The sequence below is a fragment of the Streptomyces sp. NBC_00775 genome, from assembly GCF_036347135.1.
GTDB lineage: Bacteria > Actinomycetota > Actinomycetes > Streptomycetales > Streptomycetaceae > Streptomyces > Streptomyces lutosisoli.
This window is the reverse complement of record NZ_CP108938.1, coordinates 4863185-4885218: the sequence shown is the minus strand read 5'-3', so window position 1 is coordinate 4885218 and position 22034 is coordinate 4863185. Positions and strand designations below refer to the sequence as shown.

Annotated in this window: 21 protein-coding genes; 20 read left to right on the top strand and 1 reads right to left on the bottom strand. The window is 70.1% G+C overall.

Features of this window, described 5'->3' with window-relative positions:
* Positions 1-2 precede the first annotated feature (2 nt).
* From OIC96_RS21690 to OIC96_RS21640, 12 genes are all read left to right on the top strand, one after another.
* Positions 3-281, top strand: coding sequence for a hypothetical protein (locus tag OIC96_RS21690; protein ID WP_330306243.1), 279 nt, complete (start codon positions 3-5; stop codon positions 279-281).
* Positions 282-5090, top strand: coding sequence for a phage tail tape measure protein (locus OIC96_RS21685; protein WP_330306244.1), 4809 nt, complete (start codon positions 282-284; stop codon positions 5088-5090).
* The gene (locus tag OIC96_RS21680; protein ID WP_330306245.1) at positions 5087-5983 is read left to right on the top strand and encodes a phage distal tail protein; all 897 of its coding nucleotides are present in this window, start codon (positions 5087-5089) and stop codon (positions 5981-5983) included. The genes OIC96_RS21685 and OIC96_RS21680 overlap by 4 nt, the downstream gene beginning before the upstream one ends.
* A gap of 10 nt (positions 5984-5993) precedes the next feature.
* The gene (locus OIC96_RS21675; RefSeq protein WP_330306246.1) at positions 5994-6926 is read left to right on the top strand and encodes a hypothetical protein; all 933 of its coding nucleotides are present in this window, start codon (positions 5994-5996) and stop codon (positions 6924-6926) included.
* A 2-nt stretch (positions 6927-6928) separates the two neighbouring features.
* On the top strand, positions 6929-8017 hold the full coding sequence (locus tag OIC96_RS21670; RefSeq protein WP_330306247.1) for a hypothetical protein: 1089 nt from the start codon (positions 6929-6931) through the stop codon (positions 8015-8017).
* Between the two features lie 6 nt (positions 8018-8023).
* A complete protein-coding gene (locus OIC96_RS21665) occupies positions 8024-11080 on the top strand; it encodes a beta strand repeat-containing protein (protein WP_330306248.1) in 3057 nt (1018 codons plus the stop codon).
* Position 11081: 1 nt separating this feature from the next.
* The gene (locus OIC96_RS21660; RefSeq protein ID WP_330306249.1) at positions 11082-11258 is read left to right on the top strand and encodes a hypothetical protein; all 177 of its coding nucleotides are present in this window, start codon (positions 11082-11084) and stop codon (positions 11256-11258) included.
* 71 nt (positions 11259-11329) lie between these two features.
* On the top strand, positions 11330-11692 hold the full coding sequence (locus OIC96_RS21655) for a hypothetical protein (protein WP_330306250.1): 363 nt from the start codon (positions 11330-11332) through the stop codon (positions 11690-11692).
* 60 nt (positions 11693-11752) lie between these two features.
* Positions 11753-12565, top strand: a complete 813-nt coding sequence (locus OIC96_RS21650; protein ID WP_330306251.1) for a hypothetical protein — start codon at positions 11753-11755, stop codon at positions 12563-12565.
* Positions 12566-12581: 16 nt separating this feature from the next.
* Complete coding sequence (locus tag OIC96_RS21645) at positions 12582-13439, top strand: GH25 family lysozyme (RefSeq protein WP_330306252.1); 858 nt, start codon at positions 12582-12584, stop codon at positions 13437-13439.
* A gap of 82 nt (positions 13440-13521) precedes the next feature.
* Complete coding sequence (locus tag OIC96_RS49900) at positions 13522-13668, top strand: Acb2/Tad1 domain-containing protein (protein ID WP_443058545.1); 147 nt, start codon at positions 13522-13524, stop codon at positions 13666-13668.
* Positions 13665-13907 (top strand): hypothetical protein, encoded by a 243-nt coding sequence (locus OIC96_RS21640; protein ID WP_330306253.1) that lies wholly within the window; start codon positions 13665-13667, stop codon positions 13905-13907. The genes OIC96_RS49900 and OIC96_RS21640 overlap by 4 nt, the downstream gene beginning before the upstream one ends.
* A gap of 172 nt (positions 13908-14079) precedes the next feature.
* Here OIC96_RS21640 and OIC96_RS21635 read toward each other — a convergent pair whose 3' ends face one another.
* Positions 14080-14487, bottom strand: a complete 408-nt coding sequence (locus OIC96_RS21635; RefSeq protein WP_330301834.1) for a RidA family protein — start codon at positions 14485-14487, stop codon at positions 14080-14082.
* Between the two features lie 141 nt (positions 14488-14628).
* Between OIC96_RS21635 and OIC96_RS21630 the strand changes: the two genes are divergently transcribed.
* From OIC96_RS21630 to OIC96_RS21595, 8 genes are all read left to right on the top strand, one after another.
* Positions 14629-15009 carry a winged helix-turn-helix transcriptional regulator gene (locus tag OIC96_RS21630; RefSeq protein ID WP_330301835.1) on the top strand — a complete coding sequence of 127 codons (381 nt, stop codon included), beginning with the start codon at positions 14629-14631 and terminating at the stop codon, positions 15007-15009.
* A 198-nt stretch (positions 15010-15207) separates the two neighbouring features.
* The gene (locus OIC96_RS21625; protein ID WP_443058543.1) at positions 15208-16635 is read left to right on the top strand and encodes an IS1182 family transposase; all 1428 of its coding nucleotides are present in this window, start codon (positions 15208-15210) and stop codon (positions 16633-16635) included.
* Between the two features lie 223 nt (positions 16636-16858).
* Positions 16859-17425 (top strand): hypothetical protein, encoded by a 567-nt coding sequence (locus OIC96_RS21620; protein ID WP_330306254.1) that lies wholly within the window; start codon positions 16859-16861, stop codon positions 17423-17425.
* A gap of 230 nt (positions 17426-17655) precedes the next feature.
* Positions 17656-18006, top strand: a complete 351-nt coding sequence (locus tag OIC96_RS21615) for a hypothetical protein (RefSeq protein ID WP_330306255.1) — start codon at positions 17656-17658, stop codon at positions 18004-18006.
* A gap of 27 nt (positions 18007-18033) precedes the next feature.
* Positions 18034-19224 (top strand): AAA family ATPase, encoded by a 1191-nt coding sequence (locus tag OIC96_RS21610; RefSeq protein ID WP_330306256.1) that lies wholly within the window; start codon positions 18034-18036, stop codon positions 19222-19224.
* A 61-nt stretch (positions 19225-19285) separates the two neighbouring features.
* Positions 19286-20434: a PD-(D/E)XK nuclease family protein gene (locus OIC96_RS21605; protein ID WP_330306257.1), complete on the top strand. Its 1149-nt coding sequence runs from the start codon at positions 19286-19288 to the stop codon at positions 20432-20434.
* A gap of 65 nt (positions 20435-20499) precedes the next feature.
* A complete protein-coding gene (locus tag OIC96_RS21600) occupies positions 20500-21402 on the top strand; it encodes a hypothetical protein (RefSeq protein WP_330306258.1) in 903 nt (300 codons plus the stop codon).
* A gap of 81 nt (positions 21403-21483) precedes the next feature.
* Complete coding sequence (locus tag OIC96_RS21595) at positions 21484-21993, top strand: hypothetical protein (protein ID WP_330306259.1); 510 nt, start codon at positions 21484-21486, stop codon at positions 21991-21993.
* The last annotated feature ends 41 nt before the right edge of the window (positions 21994-22034 follow it).

Genomic DNA, 22034 nt, shown 5'->3' with positions numbered 1-22034 from the left:
GAGTGCCGCACAGTCAGTTCACGGGGGCCGGTGACGGGCGGTGGACGGCGCTGGACCGGGCGAAGGCGCTGGCGTGGCTGGCGTACACGCGGGCGACGTGCTCGGGGTGCGGCACCAGGGCGGATGAGTGGCAGCCGGAGCTGGGCGGGCACCGGTTCGCGTACGTCGCCGACAGCCGCACCTGTCCGGGGTGCGAGCTGCTGGCCATGGAGCGGGAGCAGGTACCGGACGGTCCGGACGGGCGCGGGGTCAAGATCGGGCTCAAGAGACGGGAGCGGTAGGTGAGCACCGCCTACAACCTGTACGTCAACATGCAGGCGCAGACTGCCGGGCTGACGGGCGGTCTGCGCCAGTCAGCGACGCAGCTGCGCCAGTTCGACGGGCAGCTGCAGCAGGTCAACCGGACGCTGCTGGAGACGGGGTCGGCCACGCAGCGCCTCGCCCGCCTGCAGGCGTCCGCGTCGGCTGACGCGGTCCTTGGCCAGGCCCGTGCCACCGCAGCCCTGGAACGCACGACGGCCGCGCAGCGGACTGCTGCGGCGGCGGCCGAACGCTCGGGGCGGGCGCATGCGTTGTCGGCGAGTCTCGCCGCGAAGGCGGAGAGGGAGCGGGCTGTAGCGGCCGCGGCCGGGGAGCGCACCCTGCGCGCCCAGGCTCTCGCGCAGACCATGGCGGCCCGTGCGCAGGCGGCGACGGGGCGGGGTGCGGCTGGGGCGCAGGCCGCCGCGAACGCCTCCGCCGCGGCGGCAACACGGGCCGCGCAGGCGCAGACGGTGCAGGAGGAGCGGGCCGCTGCCGCGCAGGCTGCCGCCGCACGTGCGGCCGGCTTCTCGGCGCGGGCGACGCAGGCCCGGCAGGCGGCCGATGCGCGGGCCGCGCAGACGCTGACCGCCCGCAACGACGCGGAGGCCGCCGCGGCGGCGCGTGCCGCCGCGAATGCCGCCGCCGTACGGCAGGCGGAGGTGGCGGCGCTCGCGGAGACCCGCGCGGCCACGCAGGCCCGCATCGACGGCTACCTGCGCACGGGGGTGGTGCTGTCGGCGATCCTCGCCGCCGGTGTCGTGGGGGCGGTGGCGCTGGAGAAGCGCATGGCGAACGTCATGACGATCTCCCAGCAGATCAACCAGGCCACGGTCGGCTCCTTCACCGACAAGATCGTGGCCCTGTCGACGGACGTGACGCAGTCCGCGACTCAGCTCGCCGAGGGCCTGTACCAGGTCGTGTCGACGGGCTTCGACGGCGCGGACGCGATGGAGATCCTCGGCGTGGCCGCGAAGGGCGCCAGCGCGGGCTTGACGACGACGGAGATCGCTTCGCGGGCCCTGCTGGGTGTGCTGAAGGCGTACGGTCTGCCCGCTTCCAAGGCGTCCGACGTCATGGACGTGATGTTCCAGACCGTCAACAAGGGCGTCATCAGCTTCGAGGAACTGGCCCTGCACCTCGGCGACGTGGTGCCGATGGCCGCTGCTGCTGGCATCAGCTTCGACGATCTGGCCGCCGCGTACGCCGCGGTGACCCTGGCGGGTGTCCCGGCGGCGGAGTCCGCCACCGGCTTGAACATGCTGATGACCAGGCTGATGCAGCCCACCCGCGAGTTGCGCGACGAGATGCACAAGCTCGGCTACGAGTCGGCGGCCTCGGCGGTGCAGCAGGACGGCCTGTACGTCGTCGCGAACAAGCTGGCCCGGGCCACGCACGGCTCTGCCGAGGCGATCACCGGCCTGTTCCACGACGTGCGGGCCTCCCGCGCGATGCTCGCTCTGGCCGCCAACGACGGCAAGAACTACGCCGACACCTACCAGGGCATCGCCAACCAGGTGGAGCGGGCGGGGGCCACGCAGAAGGCCTTCCAGATGCAGATGAACACCACGGCCGGCCAGTGGTCGATGTTCGTCAACCGCAGCAAGGCCCTCGGTATCGACCTCGGGCGGGCGCTGCTGCCGGTCATGCAGACCGTCGGCAACGCCCTGTCGGTGTTCGCCGGGGCGATCGCGGACGCCCCGGGTCCGCTGAAGGACATCGGCGCCGGGCTGCTCGCGGTGTCGGCGGGCGGGATGCTCGCCCTCGCCGCGATCACGAAGATCACGACGCAGTGGGCGGAGTTCCGTGTCGCGCAGACGGCGGCCCGCACCGGCGGGGCGCTGATGCCCGCCGTCCTCAAGGGCGCGGGCCTGGCGGTGTCCGGGCTGACGGCCCTGCTGGGCGTGGGTGTCCTCGCCTATGCGGCGTACTCGGCGTCGAAGGAGAAAGCGAAGCAGGCCACCGACGACCTGGTGGAGGCGCTGCGCCGGGAGCGGGAGCAGGGCGACACCGGGGCCGGTATCCGCACCCTGACCGAGCAGCTGACCTCCGGTGACTTCGCCGCGAAGATGCGGAAGGCCGGCGTCGACGTCACTGATGCAGTCGATGCGGTCGCCTCGGGCGGCTCCAAGCTGCAGGGACTGATGCTGCAACTGCAGTCGCAGAGCACCGAATACGCGCTGAAGGTGAGGTCCGGGAAGGCGCCCGGCAACCCGGAGTACGCGCAGAAGTGGGACGAGGCGGCGAAGGCCCTGCAGGGCGCGCACGGCCGCTGGTCGAAGGCCCTCAAGGACGAGGCTGCCATCGCCGCCCAGACGGAGATCATCAACGCGAAGGTGCTGCAGGCCAAGTACCAGGCCGGTAAAGCCTGGACGCTGGACTTCCTGGTGCCTGCCGGCCAGGACGGCATGCCGCAGTACACCGACGAGATGAAGGCGATGGCGCAGGCCCTCGGTGCCATCGTCGACCCGGCGAAGGCGTGGCAGAACGCGCAGGACAAGGTCGCCAAGTCCAACAAGAACGCCAAGGCCACCCTCTCGGACTACCTGGCGGAGCTGCGCTCCCAGCTCAAGGCGCAGCGCGGCTTCCAGGGCAACCTGACCAAGCTGGCCATGGCCGGGTACGGCGACCTAACCGACCACTTCGCGAAGCTCGGTGCGTCGTCGGCGCCGATCCTCGACCAGCTCGTCAAGCAGCTCGCCAAGGGCAAGACGAAGGTCGCCGACGAGCTGGAGTCGATCATCACCGAGTCGGCGTCCCGTGCGCAGCCCGCGTTCCGGGCGGGCCTGGCGCAGCTGCCCGCGATCGCCGCCCGCTACGGCAAGAAGATCGCCCAGCAGTTCGCGGATGCCGCCGAGACCAACGACGCGGCCAAGTTCGGGCGGGTCATGCAGGCGATGGCCGTCACCGACATGTCCAAGGCCGTACGGGCAGGCAGCACGGCCGCCCGGACGCAGCTGTCGCGCGGCATGGGCCTGCTGGCGCGGGTCGCGGCGGAGAAGGGCTCGGACGCGGCGACCGCCCTGAAGAGGGCTCTGCTGTCGGGTGATGTGACCACCGCTATGGACCAGATACGGGCGATCTGGGGGGCGGACCCGCCGATCAGCGAGAAGGACCTGACCAGTGTGGTCGACGCGTTCCACACGGCCGGAAGCAAGTCCAAGGGCGAATGGTCGGCGATGCTCGACCTGATCTCGCAGGTGTCCAAGACGAAGGGCACCGAGGCCGCGTCGGCCCTGACGGCGGCGCTGCTGTCGGGGGACATGAAGGCCGTCGAGACGCAGCTGGATTCGATCAGGGCGAGCGTGCGGGAGATCCCCGGCACGAAGACCATCTCCGTCAGCGTGAACCCGCCGGCGCCGGTGTCGGTGTCGGTGATCCCGCGCATCGGGGGTACCGGGCCCCTCGCGAACAAGCCGCAGCCGCAGGCCGATGGCTCCGTGCTGTCGTTCTACGCCGGTGGTGGCCTGCGGGAGCGGCACGTGGCGCAGATCGCCCCGCGGGGAGCGTGGCGGGTGTGGGCGGAGCCAGAGACGGACGGGGAGGCGTACATCCCGCTGGCATCGTCGAAGCGGGGCCGCTCCAAGCAGATTCTGGCCGAGGTGGCACACCGGTTCGGGGCGAGCGTCCACTACCACGCCGAGGGTGGCCTCTCGAACTGGTCGTACACGCCGGCGGGCGGCATGGACGGCCTGTTCTCGCTGTCGTCGATCGCGTCGGACTCGATGAACAAGAACGGCACCGCCCTGGACCTCGGCAAGTTCGCCAAGAACCTGCACAAGTCGGTGGCGGAGGCGCAGCGGTGGCGTAAGGACCTGTCGACGGTGGCCCGCCGCGCCGGTCAGGACGTCGCGGACGCCCTGGAGGCGATGGGCGCCGACGGCATCGACCTCACGCACAAGATGGCCACGGGTAGCTCGAAGTACCTCAAGTCCATGGCGGGCGACCTGAAGAAGCTCGCCGACGCCGCGAAAGCGTCCCTGGCGGACTACACCAGCCAGCTCGGTGGGGCGACGAAGCAGACTGCCGAGTTCCAGAAGAACCTCGCGAACCTGGCGGCCGAGGGCTACGGAGACCTGGCGTCCCGGCTGGCCGCGCAGGGCGACCAGGCCGCGCAGGACCTTGCGGCGCAGGCCGTGAAGAGCAAGAAGGCCGCCGCGAAGGCCAACAAGGCCTCCAAGGCGGCGTCGGCGACGCTGTCCGAAGAGGAACTGGCGGACCTGCTGACGGTCATCGGCGCGGTCAAGACATCCAAGACGGGCATCCACCAGGTCGCGGATGCGACCAAGCTCGGTGAGGACCGCATCATCGAGGTCGCGAACGCGGGCAAGGCCCAGCTGCAGAAGGCTCTCGGGTCGAAGGCCACACAGTTCCTGGCGGACCTGGGGCGGGCCAACAAGGGCCTGTCGTACGCGTCCGGGGGTGTGCTCACCCCCGGCCTGTATGCGACGAGCAACGGCCTGGTCAGGTTCGCGGAGCCATCCACGGGCGGCGAGGCGTACATCCCGCTCGGGCAGGCCAAGCGGTCCTCGGCGACACAGGTCCTCGAGGACGTCGCCCACCGCTTCGGATACACGCTCACTGCGCAGGGCGTGACCGGTCCTGCCCGCATGGACGCCCACCCCTCGGGCGGGGTGCAGGTGGTGGTGGTGAAGGAGACGGACAGGCCACTGATCGGCCACATGCCGGTTTCGGTGACCGCCGGCGGGGACGGCCGCGCGGTGGCGCAGGAGATGGGCGCGGAGGTGATGCGCCGCCTGCGGGCCGCGCAGCGAGGAGGCAAGCTGTGACGGTTCTTGGCGACTACCAGCTCGACGTCGGCGGCCTGGTCATCGGGACGGGCACGCTGCTGCCGGTCGGCGAGGTCACCGGGCTGGGTGCCCCCGACCGGCGTACCGCCGACGTCGACAACCCCACCGACGACGGCGGGTTCCCGGGCGTGGACCTGTTCGGGACGCGCACCGTGTCGATCGAGGCCGGTATCCGCACCCCTGATAACCCGGGCGCGGCCCTTGACCTCCTCGCCCAGCTGCAGCAGGTCACCGGCGCCGACAGCATCCGCAAGACGGCGGGCGCCCTGGCAGTGCTGCGCGTCAAGTGGCCCGGGAGGGCCGTGAAACGCCTGTACGGCAGGTGGCGGCGGGTGGAGGCCGTGTCGATGTCGCAGGCCGTGTACGGGTGGATTCCGCTCACGCTGGAGTTCGCGGCGACGGATCCGCGTTGGCATGCCGACGACGCGCAGGGTCTGCTGCTGCCGCTGGACATCTCCGACGACTCCGAGGGCTTCACGGCTCCCCTGGTCGACCCGATCACCACGGGCGTGTCCAACCCTTCGGAGCGGCCCGGCTGGGTGACCAACAAGGGGGATGTGGCCGCGTGGCCGTCGCTGCGTATCGACGGCCCGGTCACCAATCCGAAGGTGTGGGTGGTGGAGACCGGCCGCTCGCTAGAGCTGCAGACGAGTTTGGCCGCCGGGGAGTGGATCGACATCGACACCCGGCCCGGCGCCCGCTGGGTGCTGCGCAACGGGTCCGGTAACGCGGCGCCGGCGCTGACCGCGGCCTCCCGCATGGACCTGTTCCAGATCCCGCCGAGGACGAGCGAGATCCGGTGGACAGCCACCGACTACACGAACACCTGCCGCCTGACCCTGTCGTGGCGCGACGCCTACACCGGCCTGTGAGGACATCGAGATGACGCTGATTCAGCCCCCCATGATGGTCAAGGGCGGCACCCACCCCGCCCGCACCATGCGCATGATGATCCGCGACTTGTCACGCGGGGCGCAGGGCGTGACCGAGTACAACGACCTGAAGGTCACCCAGCAGACCACCCCCGGCGCGGGGGTGCAGGTCGGCGACGGCTCCGGGGTGGTGCGCGGCGCTGCCTGGGGGCAGGGCTCCTACACCCAGTACAACGTGGGTACGGCGCTGGTGAACATCGCCCCGACCGGGGCGCAGGGCCGCACCGACATGGTGGTGCTGCGGGTCCAGGACCCCGAGTACGAGGGCAGCCTGAACCCGGCCAGCGACGACATCGGGTTCTTCGACGTCGTCTCCAACGTGTCGTCGACGGCGACGCAGCCGCCGGCGGGGATGACCGCGATACCGCTCGCGCGGATCGCGCTGCCGTCGAACTGTGCCACCGTCACCAACGCGATGATCACCGACCTGCGGCGGATCGCGAACCCGCGCAGGGACCGGCAGCTGTACACCGCCTTTCCTGGCAGCCCCCTCAACCGGATCGTCTGGCAGGACAACCAGTGGCACACCTGGCCGTCGGCGGCCCACTGGAACATCGCCGTGCCGGTGTGGGCGGTCTCCGCGAAGCTCGTGACCACAGTCGCCGGGCTTCGCCTGGACAGCGCCGACGTCTTCGCCTCCATGCGGCAGGTCCTGGGGATCGTGACGGGCCAGGGCACGGCCATCGACGACGACCAGGGCGCCAACACCCGCCGCAGCACCGTCGTGGTCGCCGACAGCCTGACCATTCCCTTTGCTATGCGCGGCACCACCCAGTCCCTGTATCTGCAGACCTTCATGTCGAAGGCGGAGACCGGGAACCTCGGCGTGGACAACGGCACCTCCCTCATCACGGACGTGGAGTTCGAGGAGGGTGTGGTCTGACGGTGGCCTCCTACCGCTATCTGACGTGCGACGCCACGACCGGGCAGGTCCTGGCGTGGGATCTGCCGCTGTCCGACGTCTCCTACGGCCCGGAAGTGAACGGGCCCGGGTCGCTGCAGGCCACGCTGGAGCCGCACCTGGCCCACGTCCTCGGCTCGATGGTCGACCCCGGCAACACGCTGATCTTCGCTGAGCGGCACTCCCAGCTGATGTGGGGCGGCCTGATCTGGCGGGCCGAGCCGGAGGGCGGCAAGTACCCAATCGAGGCCGCCGGGTTCGGCTCCTACCTGAGTAAGCGGCACGACCTGCACGGCAACCTCGACGGCCGCGGCCCCTACACGTACGGCGACCCGTGCAAGCTGATCGGGGACGTGTGGGCGTACTGCCAGGCTCAGCCGGACGGGGACTTGGGCGTGGTCGTCGACTCGGCCACCTCGAAGGCGACGATCGGCACCCCGGAGGAGCCGTACGCGTCGACCTGGTGGGAGTCCCGGACGCTGGCTGACATCGTCGCCGATGCGGTCGCCGTGTTCGGTGGCCCGGAGTGGACCGAGCAGGTGGCGTGGGTGGGCGGGCAGCCCGAGCGGCGTATCCGTATCGGCTGGCCCCGCCTGGGCACCCGCCGCACCGATGTGTCGCTCACGACCGGGGTGAACGTCGCCGACCTGGAGCCGGTCACCTACGACGGTGACACGTACGCGCAGGTCGTGGTCGCTTTGGGGTCGGGGGAGGGGCAGGCCCGGCTGCGTGCCTTGGAGGCCGTACGGGACGGCCGTCTGCGCCTGGAGGACGTTCTGGACCTGCCCACCATCAAAGGGCAGGACCAGCTTGCGGCGAAGGCCCGCTCGTGGCGGATCGCCCGGCAAAGACGCGGCTCGATCGAGCAGGTCGACATCATCGACCACCCCGCGGCCCGCTTCGGCTCCTTCCAGGTCGGCGACGACGTGTGGGTGCAGGTCCACGACCAGTGGACCGACTACGACGGTTGGGCGCGGGTGACCGGATGGACACTCACGCCGGCGCAGGGGGACCAGCAGGAACGGATGACAGTGAGCCTCGCGCCCGCCGACTCCTTCATCTACGGAGGCTGAACTCCCTTGGCTGACACTCTTGCTGTTCTCGCCGGCAGGATCGCCAACCTGGAGCGGCTGGTGCGTGACCTGTCGCGTACCAGCCGCCTGGCGAACTCCTCGATCGAGAACGGCTCCATAGCCGTCTACGACGACGGCGGCGTGCTGCGCGGCAGCATCGGCCTGCAACAGGACGGCACGGTCGCGCTGGCCGCCGTCAACGGCCCCACCCCGCCCGTCCCGACCGCCCCCACCATCGCCTCCGTCCTCGGGGGCGTCGCCGTCACCTGGGACGGCCTGTTCGCTGACGGCAGCCAGGCCCCGGCCGACTTCGCGTACGTGGAGGTCCACTTCTCCACCAGCGTCGACTTCCCCGACAGCGGCTCCCTGTTCGCCGCGTTCTACTCGACGCACGCCGCCACCATGACCGTGCCCGCGAGCGTGCCGGTCTGGGTGCGCCTGGTGTGCGTGTCCACCTCCGGTGCCGCCTCGGTGCCGTCTGCTGTGGCGGGACCGGCCGGTCCGCAGCCAGTGGTCGCGCAGTCCGTGCTGGACGGCATCGTCGACGAACTGGCTCTCGCCGACGGCGCGGTGACCGCCGCGAAGATCGAAACGGGGGCGGTGGGCAGCGTCGCGCTGGCTGACAGCGCGGTCCTCGAAGGCAAGCTCGCCAAGAATGCCGTTTCGGTCGGCAAGCTCGCCGATGGCGCGGTGTCGGATCTCAAGTTGGCCGACGATGCGGTCACCGAGGCGAAACTCGCCGCGGGTGCGGTGGGTTCAACGTCCATACAGGACGGTGCGATCACCACGCCCAAGATGGTCGCCAACAGCATCAGCGGCGACCGGATCGCCGCGGGCACGCTGAACGCGTCGAAGATCGTCGGCAGGTCCATTACGGCCGCCCAGATCCAGGCCCTGGCCATCACAGGCGCCGAGATCGCTGCGGGGACGATCACCGCCAACCAGATCGCCGCCGGCGCCATCACGACGGACAAGCTGACCGTCGTCGGCGGCGCCAACGTGCTGAGCGACCCGTCCTTCGAGGGCCCATACACCGCGGCGCTCGTCGCCGCAGCAGGCACCTCCTGGTCGGTGGACACCAAGGGCAACGGCTCGCCCAAGTCCATCAAGGTCAACGCCGTCGCGAGCACCGCCACCACCCGCGGCCTTGGCATCACGAGCATTCCGATCCTGGCCGGGGATCAGCTGTATCTGGCGTACGACTACCAGGCATCCTCCGACTACAACGGCACCGTCAAGCTCTACGCCCAGTGGCTGGACAGCTCGGGCACCACCCTGACCTGGGGCGTCGTCCAGGCTTCCCCGCCTGTCCTGGGTGCCACATGGCAGCGCCTCACGGGCACCGTCACCGCGCCCGCGAACACCGTCAAGGCCCTCATCGTGGCCGAGTCTTTCCAGGCGAGCGCCGGAACGGTCTGGTGGGACAACGCGGCGGTGCGCCCTGTGCTGCCCGGCACGATGATCGCCGACGGTGCGATCACCACGCCCAAGCTGGTGGCGAACGCCATCAGTGGCGACCGGATCGCCGCGGGCACGCTGGACGCCGCGAAGATCGTCGGCAAGTCCCTCACGGCCGCGCAGATCCAGGGCCTGGCCATCACAGCCGACCTGATCGCCGGTAACACCATCACCGCCGACAAGCTGTTCGCCGGGACGATCACGGCCGCGTCCGGTGTGATCTCGTCCATCGACGCCAGCAAGATCACCACGGGGACGTTGGACGCGTCGAAGGCCGCCATCACCAACCTGAACGCGTCCGCGATCACGGCCGGGACGATCAGCGTCGACCGGCTGTCCGTGGGCCTGCAGGGCTCGATCGGGCAGAAGTTCTACGACTTCGGCGACTCGGCGACGAAGTGGCTGAACTCGGCGTCGGGCACGATGACGACGGTCGCGGTTGCTGACGCCCAGTCCGGCGGCAACGTGATGCGGTGCGTGGGCTTCGTGCAGGGCGCCTACCGGCCCGACGTGAAGATCCCCTTCGACCCGGCGGTGACGTACCGGGTCAGCATCCGGGTGCGGCAGACCGTCGCCAACTCGACGCCCGGAACGAACCAGAAGACGTTCATGGGGGTGGCGGGGCTCGCCGCCGACGGCGTCACCTTCGTCAACCTCACCGGGGCGAACTCGCTGTCCAGCCAGTTCTATGTGGCGGCCGACGGCGAGGACCTGACCGCCGGCGCGGGCTGGCGGACGTTCACCGGCTACATCAAGGGCACCTCTGCCAGCCCCGTCAGGATGGAGGCGCCGAACGCCAACGCACCTGCCCAGCTGCACTCCAGCGTCCGCTACATCACGCCGCTGCTGTACCTGAACTACACGGGCGGCACGGGCACGGTCGAGGTGGACATGTTCGCCATCGAGGTCGTCGAGGCGGGCGGCATCGCTGCGAGCAACATCAAGGCCGGGGCCATCGACGGGCAGACGATCACGGGCGCCGTCCTTCGGGCCGTTCGTGCCGACGGCTCGGTGGCCGCGCTGATGGCGCCGGATGTCGGCGACGGGTCGGCGGGTTTCCGGACCACGTCAGCTGACGGCACGACGTACGCCCAGTTGGAGTCCGGAGAGGTCACGTTTGGCGCCGCCGGGATCACACAGGTCGTGCCGACCGGCATCACCGGCAAGGCGTCCGGCGGCACCCTGGACATTCAGTCAGGCATGATCGCGGGCGGCGCGCAGGCGCACATCATCCTGGCGAGCGGGGACAGCCCGCTGGCGCCTGGCAACGGCGCGCCGTTCATCTCGCTGGAGTGGGACGGCGATAGCGGCACCAGCAACCCGGACATGGTCGTCGACGTCTCCGGCATTCTCGCGCCCCGCAACTTTGCGTGGGGACGCGCCACCATCAGCCCGGTTGCGAACACGCCGACGTCCGTGACCGTGACCGGGCTCCATATCCGCGGCACCACGTTCCGTGGCCTGGCCACGGCGGCCACCACCGTCCCCGGAACTCAAGTCACGGGCGTCGGCACCTCAAGCGTCACCGCCACGTCCGCCACCATCTGGTGCACCCGCACCAACACGAACACCACGTTCGTGGATTACCTACTGCTGGGAAGCTGACATGGACGAAGAGCAGCCGGTCCTCATGAACGTCACGTGCCGCACCGAAGGGTGTCCCGTCTGCGGAGTGACGTACACGGGGGTCCCGATGTACCCCAACGCGGCGCCGCCGACGTACCGCGCCGTCTGCGGGCAGTGCGGCCAGGCGGTCACCGACCTGGTGCCGTCCACGACTTGATCGCATGAGGCGTCGCCCGGTGCCCGTAGACTCGTGGACGGCGCGGGGCACGCCGATCTGAGGAGTGCGCGGTGACGCAGCCGCCGAACGCCGATCCCACCCTGTGGGAGCTGCACCGCGCACTGCAGCAGTTGCGCCAGGACCAGAGCGACGGCATCAAGTCGCTACGCGACGATCTGCGCGGCGACCTGGCCGCGATGAGCGCCCGCTTCGAAGAGATGGTGACCAAAGAGGTCTACCAGGCCGATCAGCGGCTGGTGAACCAGCGGCTGGGGGCCATCGAAGAGGCGCAGCGGGATGCGGCCAGGGCCCGCGAGAGCGACCAGCAGCAGGCGGCGAACACCCGCAAGTGGCTGGTGTCGGCGTTCGTGGCGCCGGTGCTGATCGGCCTGCTGCAGCTGTGGCTGTCCAGCAGGATCGGCGCAGGGCCGTAGCGGGCCGCCGCGGCGTCGCATCCTTTGTTCGTCCGGCGCGGGGGAGAAACGGCACCGGACGTGCCCCTTACCCACGGCATCCTCACCCACCGCTACCCACATCACACGAAGCTGGGCCGCCACCAGGTCCTCGACGCCCGCTCCCTGGAGTGGCTGCACGAGCACGCCGGGGCGGTCCTCAAGCCTGCCTCGCACACCCCGCGCATCCCGGTCCTGGACCAGGAGGACCTGTTCGCGCAGGGCATCCGCGTGTCCCAGGTCGTCGCCGGCGGCAAGGACGTTGACGCGCTCGGCTCATGCACGGGCAACGCGGGTACGGCCGCGGTGTCGCTGCTGCTCGACGACACGGAGGCGAAGGCGGCCGGGCTGGACCTGACCGGCGCGAAGGGCGCCGAGGAGTGGGCGATCGGCCTGTACGCCGAGGCGACCGCCCTGGACGACGCGGACGGCCGGTTTCCGCCGGTGGACACCGGCAGTTCGGGTCTGGGCATCGCCAAGGCCCTCAAGCGGCGTGGCCTGGTCGGCCACTACCGGCACGCCACCACCGCCACCGCGGTGGCGTCGCTGCTGCAGACCGGGCCCGTCCTGCTCGGAGTGCCCTGGTTCCGCGACTGGTTCGAGCCCGACCGGCACGGCTTCGTCGACGGCGGCGACTGGGCGTCCTCGCCGTTGGCCGGCGGCCACGAGATCTGCGTGATCGCCCTGGAGCAGGTGGTGCAGGACCACGCGGGCCGCATCGAGCCCGGCTCCACCGTCATCCGCTTCCGCAACTCCTGGTCGCGGTCGTGGGGCGACGACGGCGACGGCCTGATGACGCTCGCCACCTACCAGGCGCTGCGCCGCTACATCGACGCCATCCAACTGCGCAAGTAACGAAGGGAACTGACCGATGCTCAAGGCAATCGACATCAGCAGCCTGCAGCCGCACCCGGATCTGGACGGCGTGGACGTCGTCATGATCAAGGCGTCGGAGGGCCGCACCTACGCCAACCCGCTGCGCGACGCGCAGGAGAAGGCCGCGCGGGGCGAGGGCAAGCAGGTGGGCTGGTACCACTTCCTGTGGCCGGGCAACATCCAGGCGCAGGCCGAGTGGTTCATCCGGTGCGCGGACCCCGAGCCCGGCGACGTCCTGGCGTGCGACTGGGAGACCACGACCGCACGCACCGCGGCGACGTGCGCCGACAAGGACGCGTTCCTGAAGGCCGTGAAGAAGCTGAGGCCGCATCTGCGGGTCATCCTCTACTGCAACTTGGACTTCTGGGAGCGGCACGACACCACCTCGCAGTGCCGTGACGGCCTGTGGATCGCCGACCCGAGCGCGCCCGCGGGCAAGCCGCGCGTGAAGCACGCGTGGGTGATCCACCAGTACGGCATCCGGGACCACACCGACGTCAACGTGTGCAACTTCGCCACGGTCAAGGCGTGGAAGGAGTGGGCGGGTGTGCCCGAGCCGGTGGAGCACCCGCCGGCGTCGAAGCCGTACGTGCCGCCCGCGTTCCCCGCCGGGCTTGCGCCGGGCAAGTCGAAGCCGTCGGCGAAGGGGCTGCAGAAGGCGCTGCGCGCGGCAGGGTTCCTGCACATCACGGACGCCGACCTGTCGGACCACTACGGGCCGCGCACGGAGGCCGGTGTCGGCAAGTTCTTCGCCGCGCACCCGCAGTTCCGTGCCAAGGGGAAGCCGCACGATGTGGCGATCGGGCCGCGCGGCTGGGCGTTCCTGCTCACCCTCGCCTACGGCCGGAAGTGAGCACGTGGACGCCGCTCACGTCATCCGCCGGTTCACATTTCATCCGGCCGACACCGACGAGCGCCGCTAGGCCCACGAGGACATCCGTTCCGGGTGCCTGGAGTTGGCGCTGATGCTGCACACCGAGGTGCCCGCCGGCGCGGAGAAGCAGGCGGCGATGTTCCGTCTCGAAGAGGTCATGTTCTGGGCGATCGCCGCGATCGCCCGCCAACCCAAGGAGCCCTCGTGAACCTGTATCTGTCTTTGATCCGTACCGGCATTCCGGCGCTGGTGGGCTGGCTGGTGGCGCTTGCCGCGAGCCACGGCCTGGGCCTGGACGGTGAGGCCCTGTCCGGGGTCCTGACCCCGCTGGCCGCGTTCTGCTACTACGCGGTGTTCCGCCTGGCCGAGCACTACGTGTCGCCGAAGTTCGGGTGGCTGCTGGGCTACGCCCGGCCGCCGCAGTACCCGTACGCGCTCGCCGCGTAGTTCGGCTGATCGGCGCCGCACAGACCAAGGCCCCCACCGCGCGCGGTGGGGGCCCCGACCTCTTGGAGCACCGAGCCTAGGAGCGTGGGTCAGTAACTGTGACTGAGCACGCTGGTTGGCCACTGAGCGCCGTAGTTGGCCATTCCGGCACTCAGTGACAAAGAGCACCTGTTCAGTCGAGGACCGCGGTGGCTTCGATCTCGACCAGATGGTCGGGGACGTCCAGTGCCGCAACGCCTATCAGCGTGGTCGGCGGGGCCGGGGTGATCCCCAGCTTCGCGGCTGCCCGGGAGATCCCTTCCAGGAGCGGGGGCATCTTGTCGGGGGTCCAATCGACGACGTAGAAGGTCAGCTTCGCCACGTCGTCGAAGGAGCCGCCGATCTCGGCCAGGGCGGTGCCGACGTTGAGATAGCTCTGCTCGACCTGGGCGGCGAGGTCGCCTTCGCCGATCGTGACTCCCTCGGCGTCCCAGGCGACCTGCCCGGCGATAAAGACCAGCCTCGACCCGGATGCGATCGACACCTGCCGGTAGACGTCGATCTTGGGCAATCCGCTGGGGTTCACAAAGGTGATGGCCATGCTGCCTGTCTCCTCGTCCTGAGCGCCTGTGGGCTCGCGTCCGCGCCGCCCAAGACGTTCACTCTCTTGTGGTTACTCAGAAACTGTAAGAGAGTGTGCGCTGACGTGGAAGAACGCACTTTTCAGTGACTGGAGAACCTTATGGTGACCAAGCAGTTCACAGGCTCGCCCGAGGATGCAGACCTGGCGCGTGCGGGCTCCTTGGCGCGGGAGATCTTCTCCGACGTCGCTAACAAGTGGGCGTTCCTCATCGTCGAGGGTCTCGGTGATCGCACCCTGCGCTTCAGCGAGCTGCGGGCCGAGGTCGAGGGCATCAGCCACAAGATGCTCACCCAGAACCTGCGCATGCTGGAGCGCAACGGCCTGGTCGAGCGCACCGTATACCCCACCGTCCCACCGCGGGTCGAATACACCCTCACCGAGCCGGGTCAAGCCCTGCGCGCAACGGTCGACGGAATGTGCGGCTGGACCCACCAGTACTTCGGTCACATCGAGGCCGCCCGTCGCCGCTTCGACGCCTGACGGCTGGCTCACGCGCCGCCGTGGGTCGGTCGGCTGCAATGCTCAGAGTGGCCAACCAGCGTGCTCAGTCACAGTAACCGGAAACCCGCGTGTGTCTGGTGATCACTTGAGCGGGATGATCCCGGTATGCGTGATCAGGAGGGGCTCTTTGAGGTCGAGCCGGCCGAGGGCAAACAGCCGCCACGTCGTGCGGCAGCGGTGGATAAGACGTTCCGGGCGTTCGACCCGCACCAGATCCTGCTGCTGCCGCCGTCGCTGGATGCCTGGCTGCCCGAGGATCATCTGGCCCGGTTCGTCGCCGACCTGGTCGACGAGGTGCTCGACTACTCACCGATCCTCGCGGAGTACACCGAAAAGCGCGGCTTCCCGCCCTACGACCCGCGGCTGATGCTGCGGTTGCTGATCTACGGTTACACCACCGGGGTCCGCTCCTCCCGGGCGATCGAGCGTCGTTGCGTGGACGATGTCGCGTTCCGCTTCCTGGCCGCCGACCAGGCTCCGGACTTCCGGTCGATCGCCCGATTCCGCCGCCGCCACCTGGACACCCTCGGCAGCCTGTTCCTCCAGTCGCTGCACCTCGCGCAGAAGCTCGGCATGGTCAAGATGGGCCGCGTCGCCCTGGACGGCACGAAACTGGAGGCCAACGCCTCCAAACACAAGGCGATGAGCTACGGCCGCCTGGTCGACAAGGAGGAGCGGATCGAGGCCGAGATTGCCGAACTGGAGGCCAAGGCCGCCGCTCTGCTGGCCGACGCTGAGGCCACCGACGCCGCCGAGGACCAGGCCTTCGGCGTCGGCGGCAAAGAGACCGACCTGCCCGCCGAGCTGGGCCGACGCGAGAAGCGCCTCGCCAGGCTGCAGGCCGCCCGCGCGCAGATCGAGGCCGAGGCCGCTGCGAAGGCACGCCGCCACGCGCAGGAGAAGGAACGCCGCCGCCAGGACCGCACCGGCACCAGCGACGATCAGGCTGTCACCGACGCGGGCGACAAGGCTGCCGCCAAGGCCCGGCCCAAGCCCAAGGCCCAGGCCAACTTCACCGACCCAGGCTCGCGGATCATGAAGAACAGCGACGGCGCCTACATCCAGGCCTACAACGCCCAGGCCGTCGTCGACGAGGCCCACCAGGTCATCACCGCCGCCGACGTGACGACCAACGCCTCCGACGCGCTGAACTACACCAGCATGCTCGACCAGTCCGCCGTCAACACCGGCGCCCACCCCAAGCAAGCCCTGGTCGACGCCGGCTACTGCTCCGAGGCGAACCTCGAAGCCGCGAAGGAACGCCAACTGGCCTGCGGAACCGACACGTTCATGGCCACCGGCCGCCTCGGCCACGACGAGCAGGTCCCGCCCGCACCCCGCGGACGCATCCCCAAAGACGCAACCTTGAAGGAGCGCATGGCCCGCAAGCTGCGGACCAAGCCCGGCCGGGCCGCCTACCGCCGCCGCAAGGCCATCGTCGAACCCGTCTTCGGCCAGATCGTGACCTGCCAGAACGGCCGCCAGCTACTCCTGCGCGGCGAGGACAGTGCCCGCAGCGAGTGGCAGCTGCTGGCCGCCTGCCACAATTTCCGCAAGATCTTCCGACACGCCGGATCGGCCGGTCTCACCACGGCGATCGCCTGACCGGCCCGGCCGTCAGCCCCTGTCCAGTCGATTCCCGAACCGGAAGGACCAGCCACCGCCGCCGCGGGACACCGGCCGGGCGACCGCGAGCGATCGCAGCTATCAAGACCACCCGGTCAGTTGCCCGTTACTGAGACACGCTCCTAGCAGTCGCGTGAACGGCCCCCTCTGGCCGTGCTAGGTAGAATCTAAGTGCATTCCAGGAGGAGAGAGAGGGGGGCCCGTGGTGGCGAGGAAGAAGCCGTTCCTGGCCGGCAGGCAGGAGTTCGCCGCCCTGTACGGAGTGAAGGGGCCGCAGGTCACGGCGTGGCTGGGGCGAGGCGTGCTGGGTTACGAGCATGCGGTGATCGTGTCCGGGTCGCCGTACTGGCTGCTGTCGTTCGTGCGGGGGTACGGGCAGACGCAGCCGCGGCCCAAGGAGCTGGACCAGACGGTCCTGCAGGAGCTGGTGGCCGCGCAGGAGCCCGGTGTGTGGGCGCGCAGCGTGGACGAGGTGCCGCCGCTGTGCGGCCTGCAGGAGGCGACGCAACTGTTCGGCCTGTCAAGCCAGCAGAACTTGTCGGCGGTGGTGCGGCAGGGCCGGTTCGCGCCGCCGGACTACCAGCTGTCGGGGTCGCCGCTGTGGCTGCTGGACACTCTCATCGAGGCCGCCCCCGACATCCGGGCGAAGTCCCGCACTGTGCTGTGGGCGATCGTGCCGCAGGTCGAGGCGGCGCTGCGACAGGGCCGCTACACCGGACCCGGCTCTGTGATAGTCCCCCGTGGGCCCGCCGCCGCGAAGGCCGTCTGACCTGCGGAAAGTCACTCGACACAAACCCCCATTGGGCTAGAATAAGAGCAGCGGCGCCGGACGGCGCCGCTGCTCTTGCCTTTGGGAGGAACGATGTGCCCCGTCGCAGTTACCGCCCGGTCGCCGACCGCCGGGCGCGGGTTCCGGTGCAGCGCGCTGGTTGATCGCGTCAGACCCTTCATGAAAGATGTGCCACACCATTCGACTGGAGTAGCACTCGCGGGGGTCTTGTGCCCGTTTACCAGCAGCAACTGCCCGGCCTGGACGACATCCAGACCGTCCAGCAGCCCGCCATCGAACCCGGTCGGTCCATCCAGCAGCGGTTCGAGGCATTCCACGCCCTCAACCCGTGGGTGCTGCGGCACCTGGAGGCACTGACCGAGAACTGCGTCGACAAGGGCTTCCGCCGCGTCGGCATCGGGATGCTCTTCGAGCTCCTGCGCTGGCGCTACGGACAGGCCACCCAAGGCGACGCCTTCCGCCTCAACAACAACTTCCGCAGCCGGTACGTGCGGTTCCTGATCGAACGCCACCCCGAGTGGGCGCACCTGTTCGAGACCAGGGCCCTGCGCGCCGCATGAGACCAACGACCTCTTGGAGCAGCCCAGATGGGCATCAAGCTGAAGACCCGCAGGCCGACCGGCATCGTGCCGTGGCCGCTCATCCTCCTGGAAGGTGAGGAGGGTGCCGGAAAGACGTACTCCGCCGCCGAGTTCTCCGCCTCGCAGCGCATCGGCCAGATGTACTGGGTCGACCTGGCGGAGGGCAGCGCCGACGAGTACTCGGCGATCCCCGGCGCCGACTACGAGATCATCGACCACGACGGCACCTACCGCGACATCCTGGAGCAGATCCGGGCCGTGCACGACGAAGCCCGCCGGGCCGCGGCCGCCGGCGAGCCGCCCGTGGTCCTGTCCGTCGACTCGGGCACCGCGCTGTGGCGGATGCTCAAGACCTGGACCCACGAGCGGGCACGGCGCGGGAACCGCAACGCGAAGGCCCTGCAGGAGGACCCGGACGCCGCGATCGACGTCGGCATGAACCTGTGGAACGACGCCACCGAGCGGTGGCTTGACGTCATCCACCTGCTGCAGACGTTCCCCGGCATCGCCATCATCACCGCCCGCGGCAAGCAGATCACCGCCATCGACGACAACGGCAAGCCCATCCAGGACCGCGGCCGCGTCCTGAAGGAGTGGAAGGTCCAGGCGCAGAAGGACCTGGCGTTCGACGCCTCCGTGTGGGTGCGGATGTGCCGGGGACGGGCACCGCAGGTCATCAAGGCCCGCTCGCTGCAGCTGCGCGTCGAGGACGGCAAGCCGCTGCCCCTGCCGGACTTCACCATCGAGGACCTGGTCTTCAACCGGCTCGGCTGCTCGGTGGAGTCGCAGCCCCGCCAGATGCCCGCCCTGGTCGGCGACCGGGTGCAGGCGTGGCTGGACGAGAACAACGTGGCGGAGCTGCGCGACGTCGAGCGGCTGCGCGAGCTGTGGTGGGAGGCCGCCGGGGACGACACGGGCCTGACCCGCGCCGAGGTCGTCTCGATCCGCGCCGCGATCGAGCGGAAGGTCACCGAGCTCGAGAACCCGCCCACGGACATGGGCCAGGGCCCGGTCAGCGACGCCGACCGGCTGCGGGCCGCCGTCGAGCGCCTCGCCGAGGACGGCGACAAGGAGCCCGAGGACGAGCCCGACCCGGACCGCCGCCCCGTCCGCAAGGCCCCCGCCAAGCGCACGGCCGCCAAGCGCACCCCCGCCGCCAAGCGCACGGCCGCCAAGCCTGCCGCCGCCCGGAGCTGACCTGCCTCCGAGGGCCGGGCCCCCTACGGCCCGGCCCGCTCCACGACCTTTGGAGTACCTGATGACCGCTCAGCCTGTGGAATCCACAGCAGCATCCACACCGTCCCTGTGGACGGCCGCGCACGATGTCGACGCCAGACGGCCGCGTTCCCTGCAGCGGCAGCTCGGCGCCTCGGACACGGTGTGCGAGCGCCGCGCCGCCTACATCGTGGCCGGGACCGCCCCGACCGACGAGAGTGAAAAGCGCGCCGCGATCCTCGGCACCTACATCCACGAAGGCCTGCTGGGTGCCGCGCGCAGCGAGTACCGCTGGCTGGTGGAGCGCGCCGTCGCCGACGACACGATCAAAGGCCACATCGACGCCGTGCAGCTCGATGCGGCGACCGCCGCCCGCGTCCCCGCCCGCCACCGCCCCAACGTGCCCGCCCAGCACGGAGTGACGGTGGAGGACGTCAAGACGAAGTCGACGTTCCTGTGGGACAAGGTGCGCCGCTACGGGCCCACCGAGGCCGAGCTGCGCCAGGTGTACCTGTACGCCGACCTGCTATGCACGACCGGCTTCGAGGACGTGCGCGGCCAGCGGTACCTGGCCAAGCTCGGCCCGCTGGAGGTGGCCCGGATCCGATTCCGCTTCGTCAACCGCGACAACGGCGAAGAGCACGTCGAGGAGTTCGCGTTCGACCCGATGGAGGCCACCCGCGCCCGCTGGTGGGTGCAGCGCGTGCGGGAGCTGAACTCCCCGGAGGAGGGGCGCCGCGACTTCGACGGGCCGGGTGTGGACGCCATATGCGACCACTGCCCGTTCATGACGGCCTGCTGGGGCATGCCCAAGCAGCCCGGCACCCCCGTGCAGACCGTACTCATCCACAACGACGCCGACCGGGCCCAGGCTCTCGCCGACTACGTGCGCGGACACGAGCTGGAGACCGAGGGCAAGAAGATCAAGAAACTCGCCCGCGCGAAGATCGACACCTCCCCGGCAGGCGCGTACGGCGCCAACGAGCTGTGGTGGGGCGGCGGCAACCCCAAGTGGGACATCGACGTCGAGGCCATGGTCGACGTGCACGACGAGGCGGGCATCCCGGTGCCGATGGTGCCCGACGAGAAACGCATGGTCGACAACTTGAAGGCCGCGGGCCTGGCCGTCCCTGAGAAGCGGTCGGCCGAGACCACGCCCAAGACCATCATCGTGCGGCCCTTCAAGGCCTGATCGGGCGGCCGCCGCCTGCCCCCGGCCGGGGGCAGGCGGCGGCCTGCCCGTGGAGGGAACTTCCGTTGTCCATTCACCTGATGGTCGTCGCCGCGTACCTGCCCGAGGATGTGGTGACCCAGTCTCAGAAGCTGGCCATGATGAAGATCTGCGACTCGGCCGACGACGAGACGCGCCTGTCCAAGCCAGGCCTGCGCAGGCTGCGCGCGTGGGTCGGCGTGGGCGAGAAGCGGTGCATGACCATCGTGACCGATCTGGTTGCCAAGGGCCTCATAGAGCGCGTGGAGACCGGCAAGTCGGGCCGTAGGGCGGTGTATCGGGTCTTCCCGATGGGTGTGCCGCCGATCCCGTCCAACGACGACCTGGAGGCCCGCTTCAAGGAGGCTGACGCCGCGCCGAAGAACCCGCGGCTGGCCCGCCCGGGCGTTACTCGGGCAGCTCCGTCTAAGCCCGCGATGACGCACCAAGACCTCGACGCCCGCGCGCTGGCCGCCGGCGAGGGCGTGGAGCGGGCAGGGTTCCCCCGGGGGAACCCTGAGGAGAGCGGCGTGAGGGTTCCCCCGGGGGAACCCTCAGGGTTTCCTGAGGGGAACCCACTGGGTTCCCCCGGGGGAACCCCTTCTTTTCCTTCTTCTTCCTCTGTCCTTCCTTCCCCCCTTACCCCCGCGACTGACGCCGCAGGGGAGCCCGCTGGCTGCGCCAGACACCGCGTCCCGGCTGCGAGTTGCCGTGCCTGCGGCACCAGCCCGCGTGCCGCTCGCGCGGCCAGCGAGCGGGACAGGGGGGAAGCGGAGCGGCAGGCCCAGCAGGACTGGCTGCGCGGCTACCAGGCAGAGCTCGACCAGGCGCGGCGGGTTGCGCAGGAGCGGCCTGAGGATGTGGAGGCAGCCCGGCTGCTGGCGCGTCAGATGGCCCGCCAGGGACGGGAGAAGGCCCGCTACTGCGAGTCCCCCGAAAAAAATTCTTGACCCCCTTTTGTGTGCAGGTAAAATAAGAGGAGCAGGGGAGGGGGGAGTGGCCCCCATCCCGCGAGCTGAAAGGCGAGCAGCATGACGGAGCCGATGATCATCGCGCAGGACGTCACGGAGGCGGTCGCCGCCGTCCTTACCGGTCTGGCCCGCGCCTACGCGGACAGCCCCCTCCAGGTGGGGGAGGGCCTGTTGGAGCTGGGGAACGCCGACCGGTCCGTGCGGGACTACCCCGAGCAGGCGGGGGCGGTGGCCGCCCGCGACCACGCCGTGACGAAGCTGCTGGAGCTCGCGCGCCTGCCCAGGGTCCACCGCTTCGACGGCACGACCGCCGGGGCGTACGACGCCACCCAGTGCCGCGACGACATTCGCGACGGTGACGTCCTAGTCGTCAAGGCTGAGGGCGTCGTCGGATTCCTCGCCGCCGCGTGGCCGGTCGCTATCACCGAGGCGCGCGGCGAGTTCCACGGCCTGAAGGTCCCCGCCCGCGAGTATGAGGACGGCCGCTACGCGGCCAGCGCCGAGCGCGCCGAGCAGATCGCCGACGAGCTCGGCTTCCCCCTGGCAGCCAAGCCCGCTCACGCGGCCTGACCCCCCCGGTACGGGCGGCGGGCACCCCTCGCCGCCCCGTT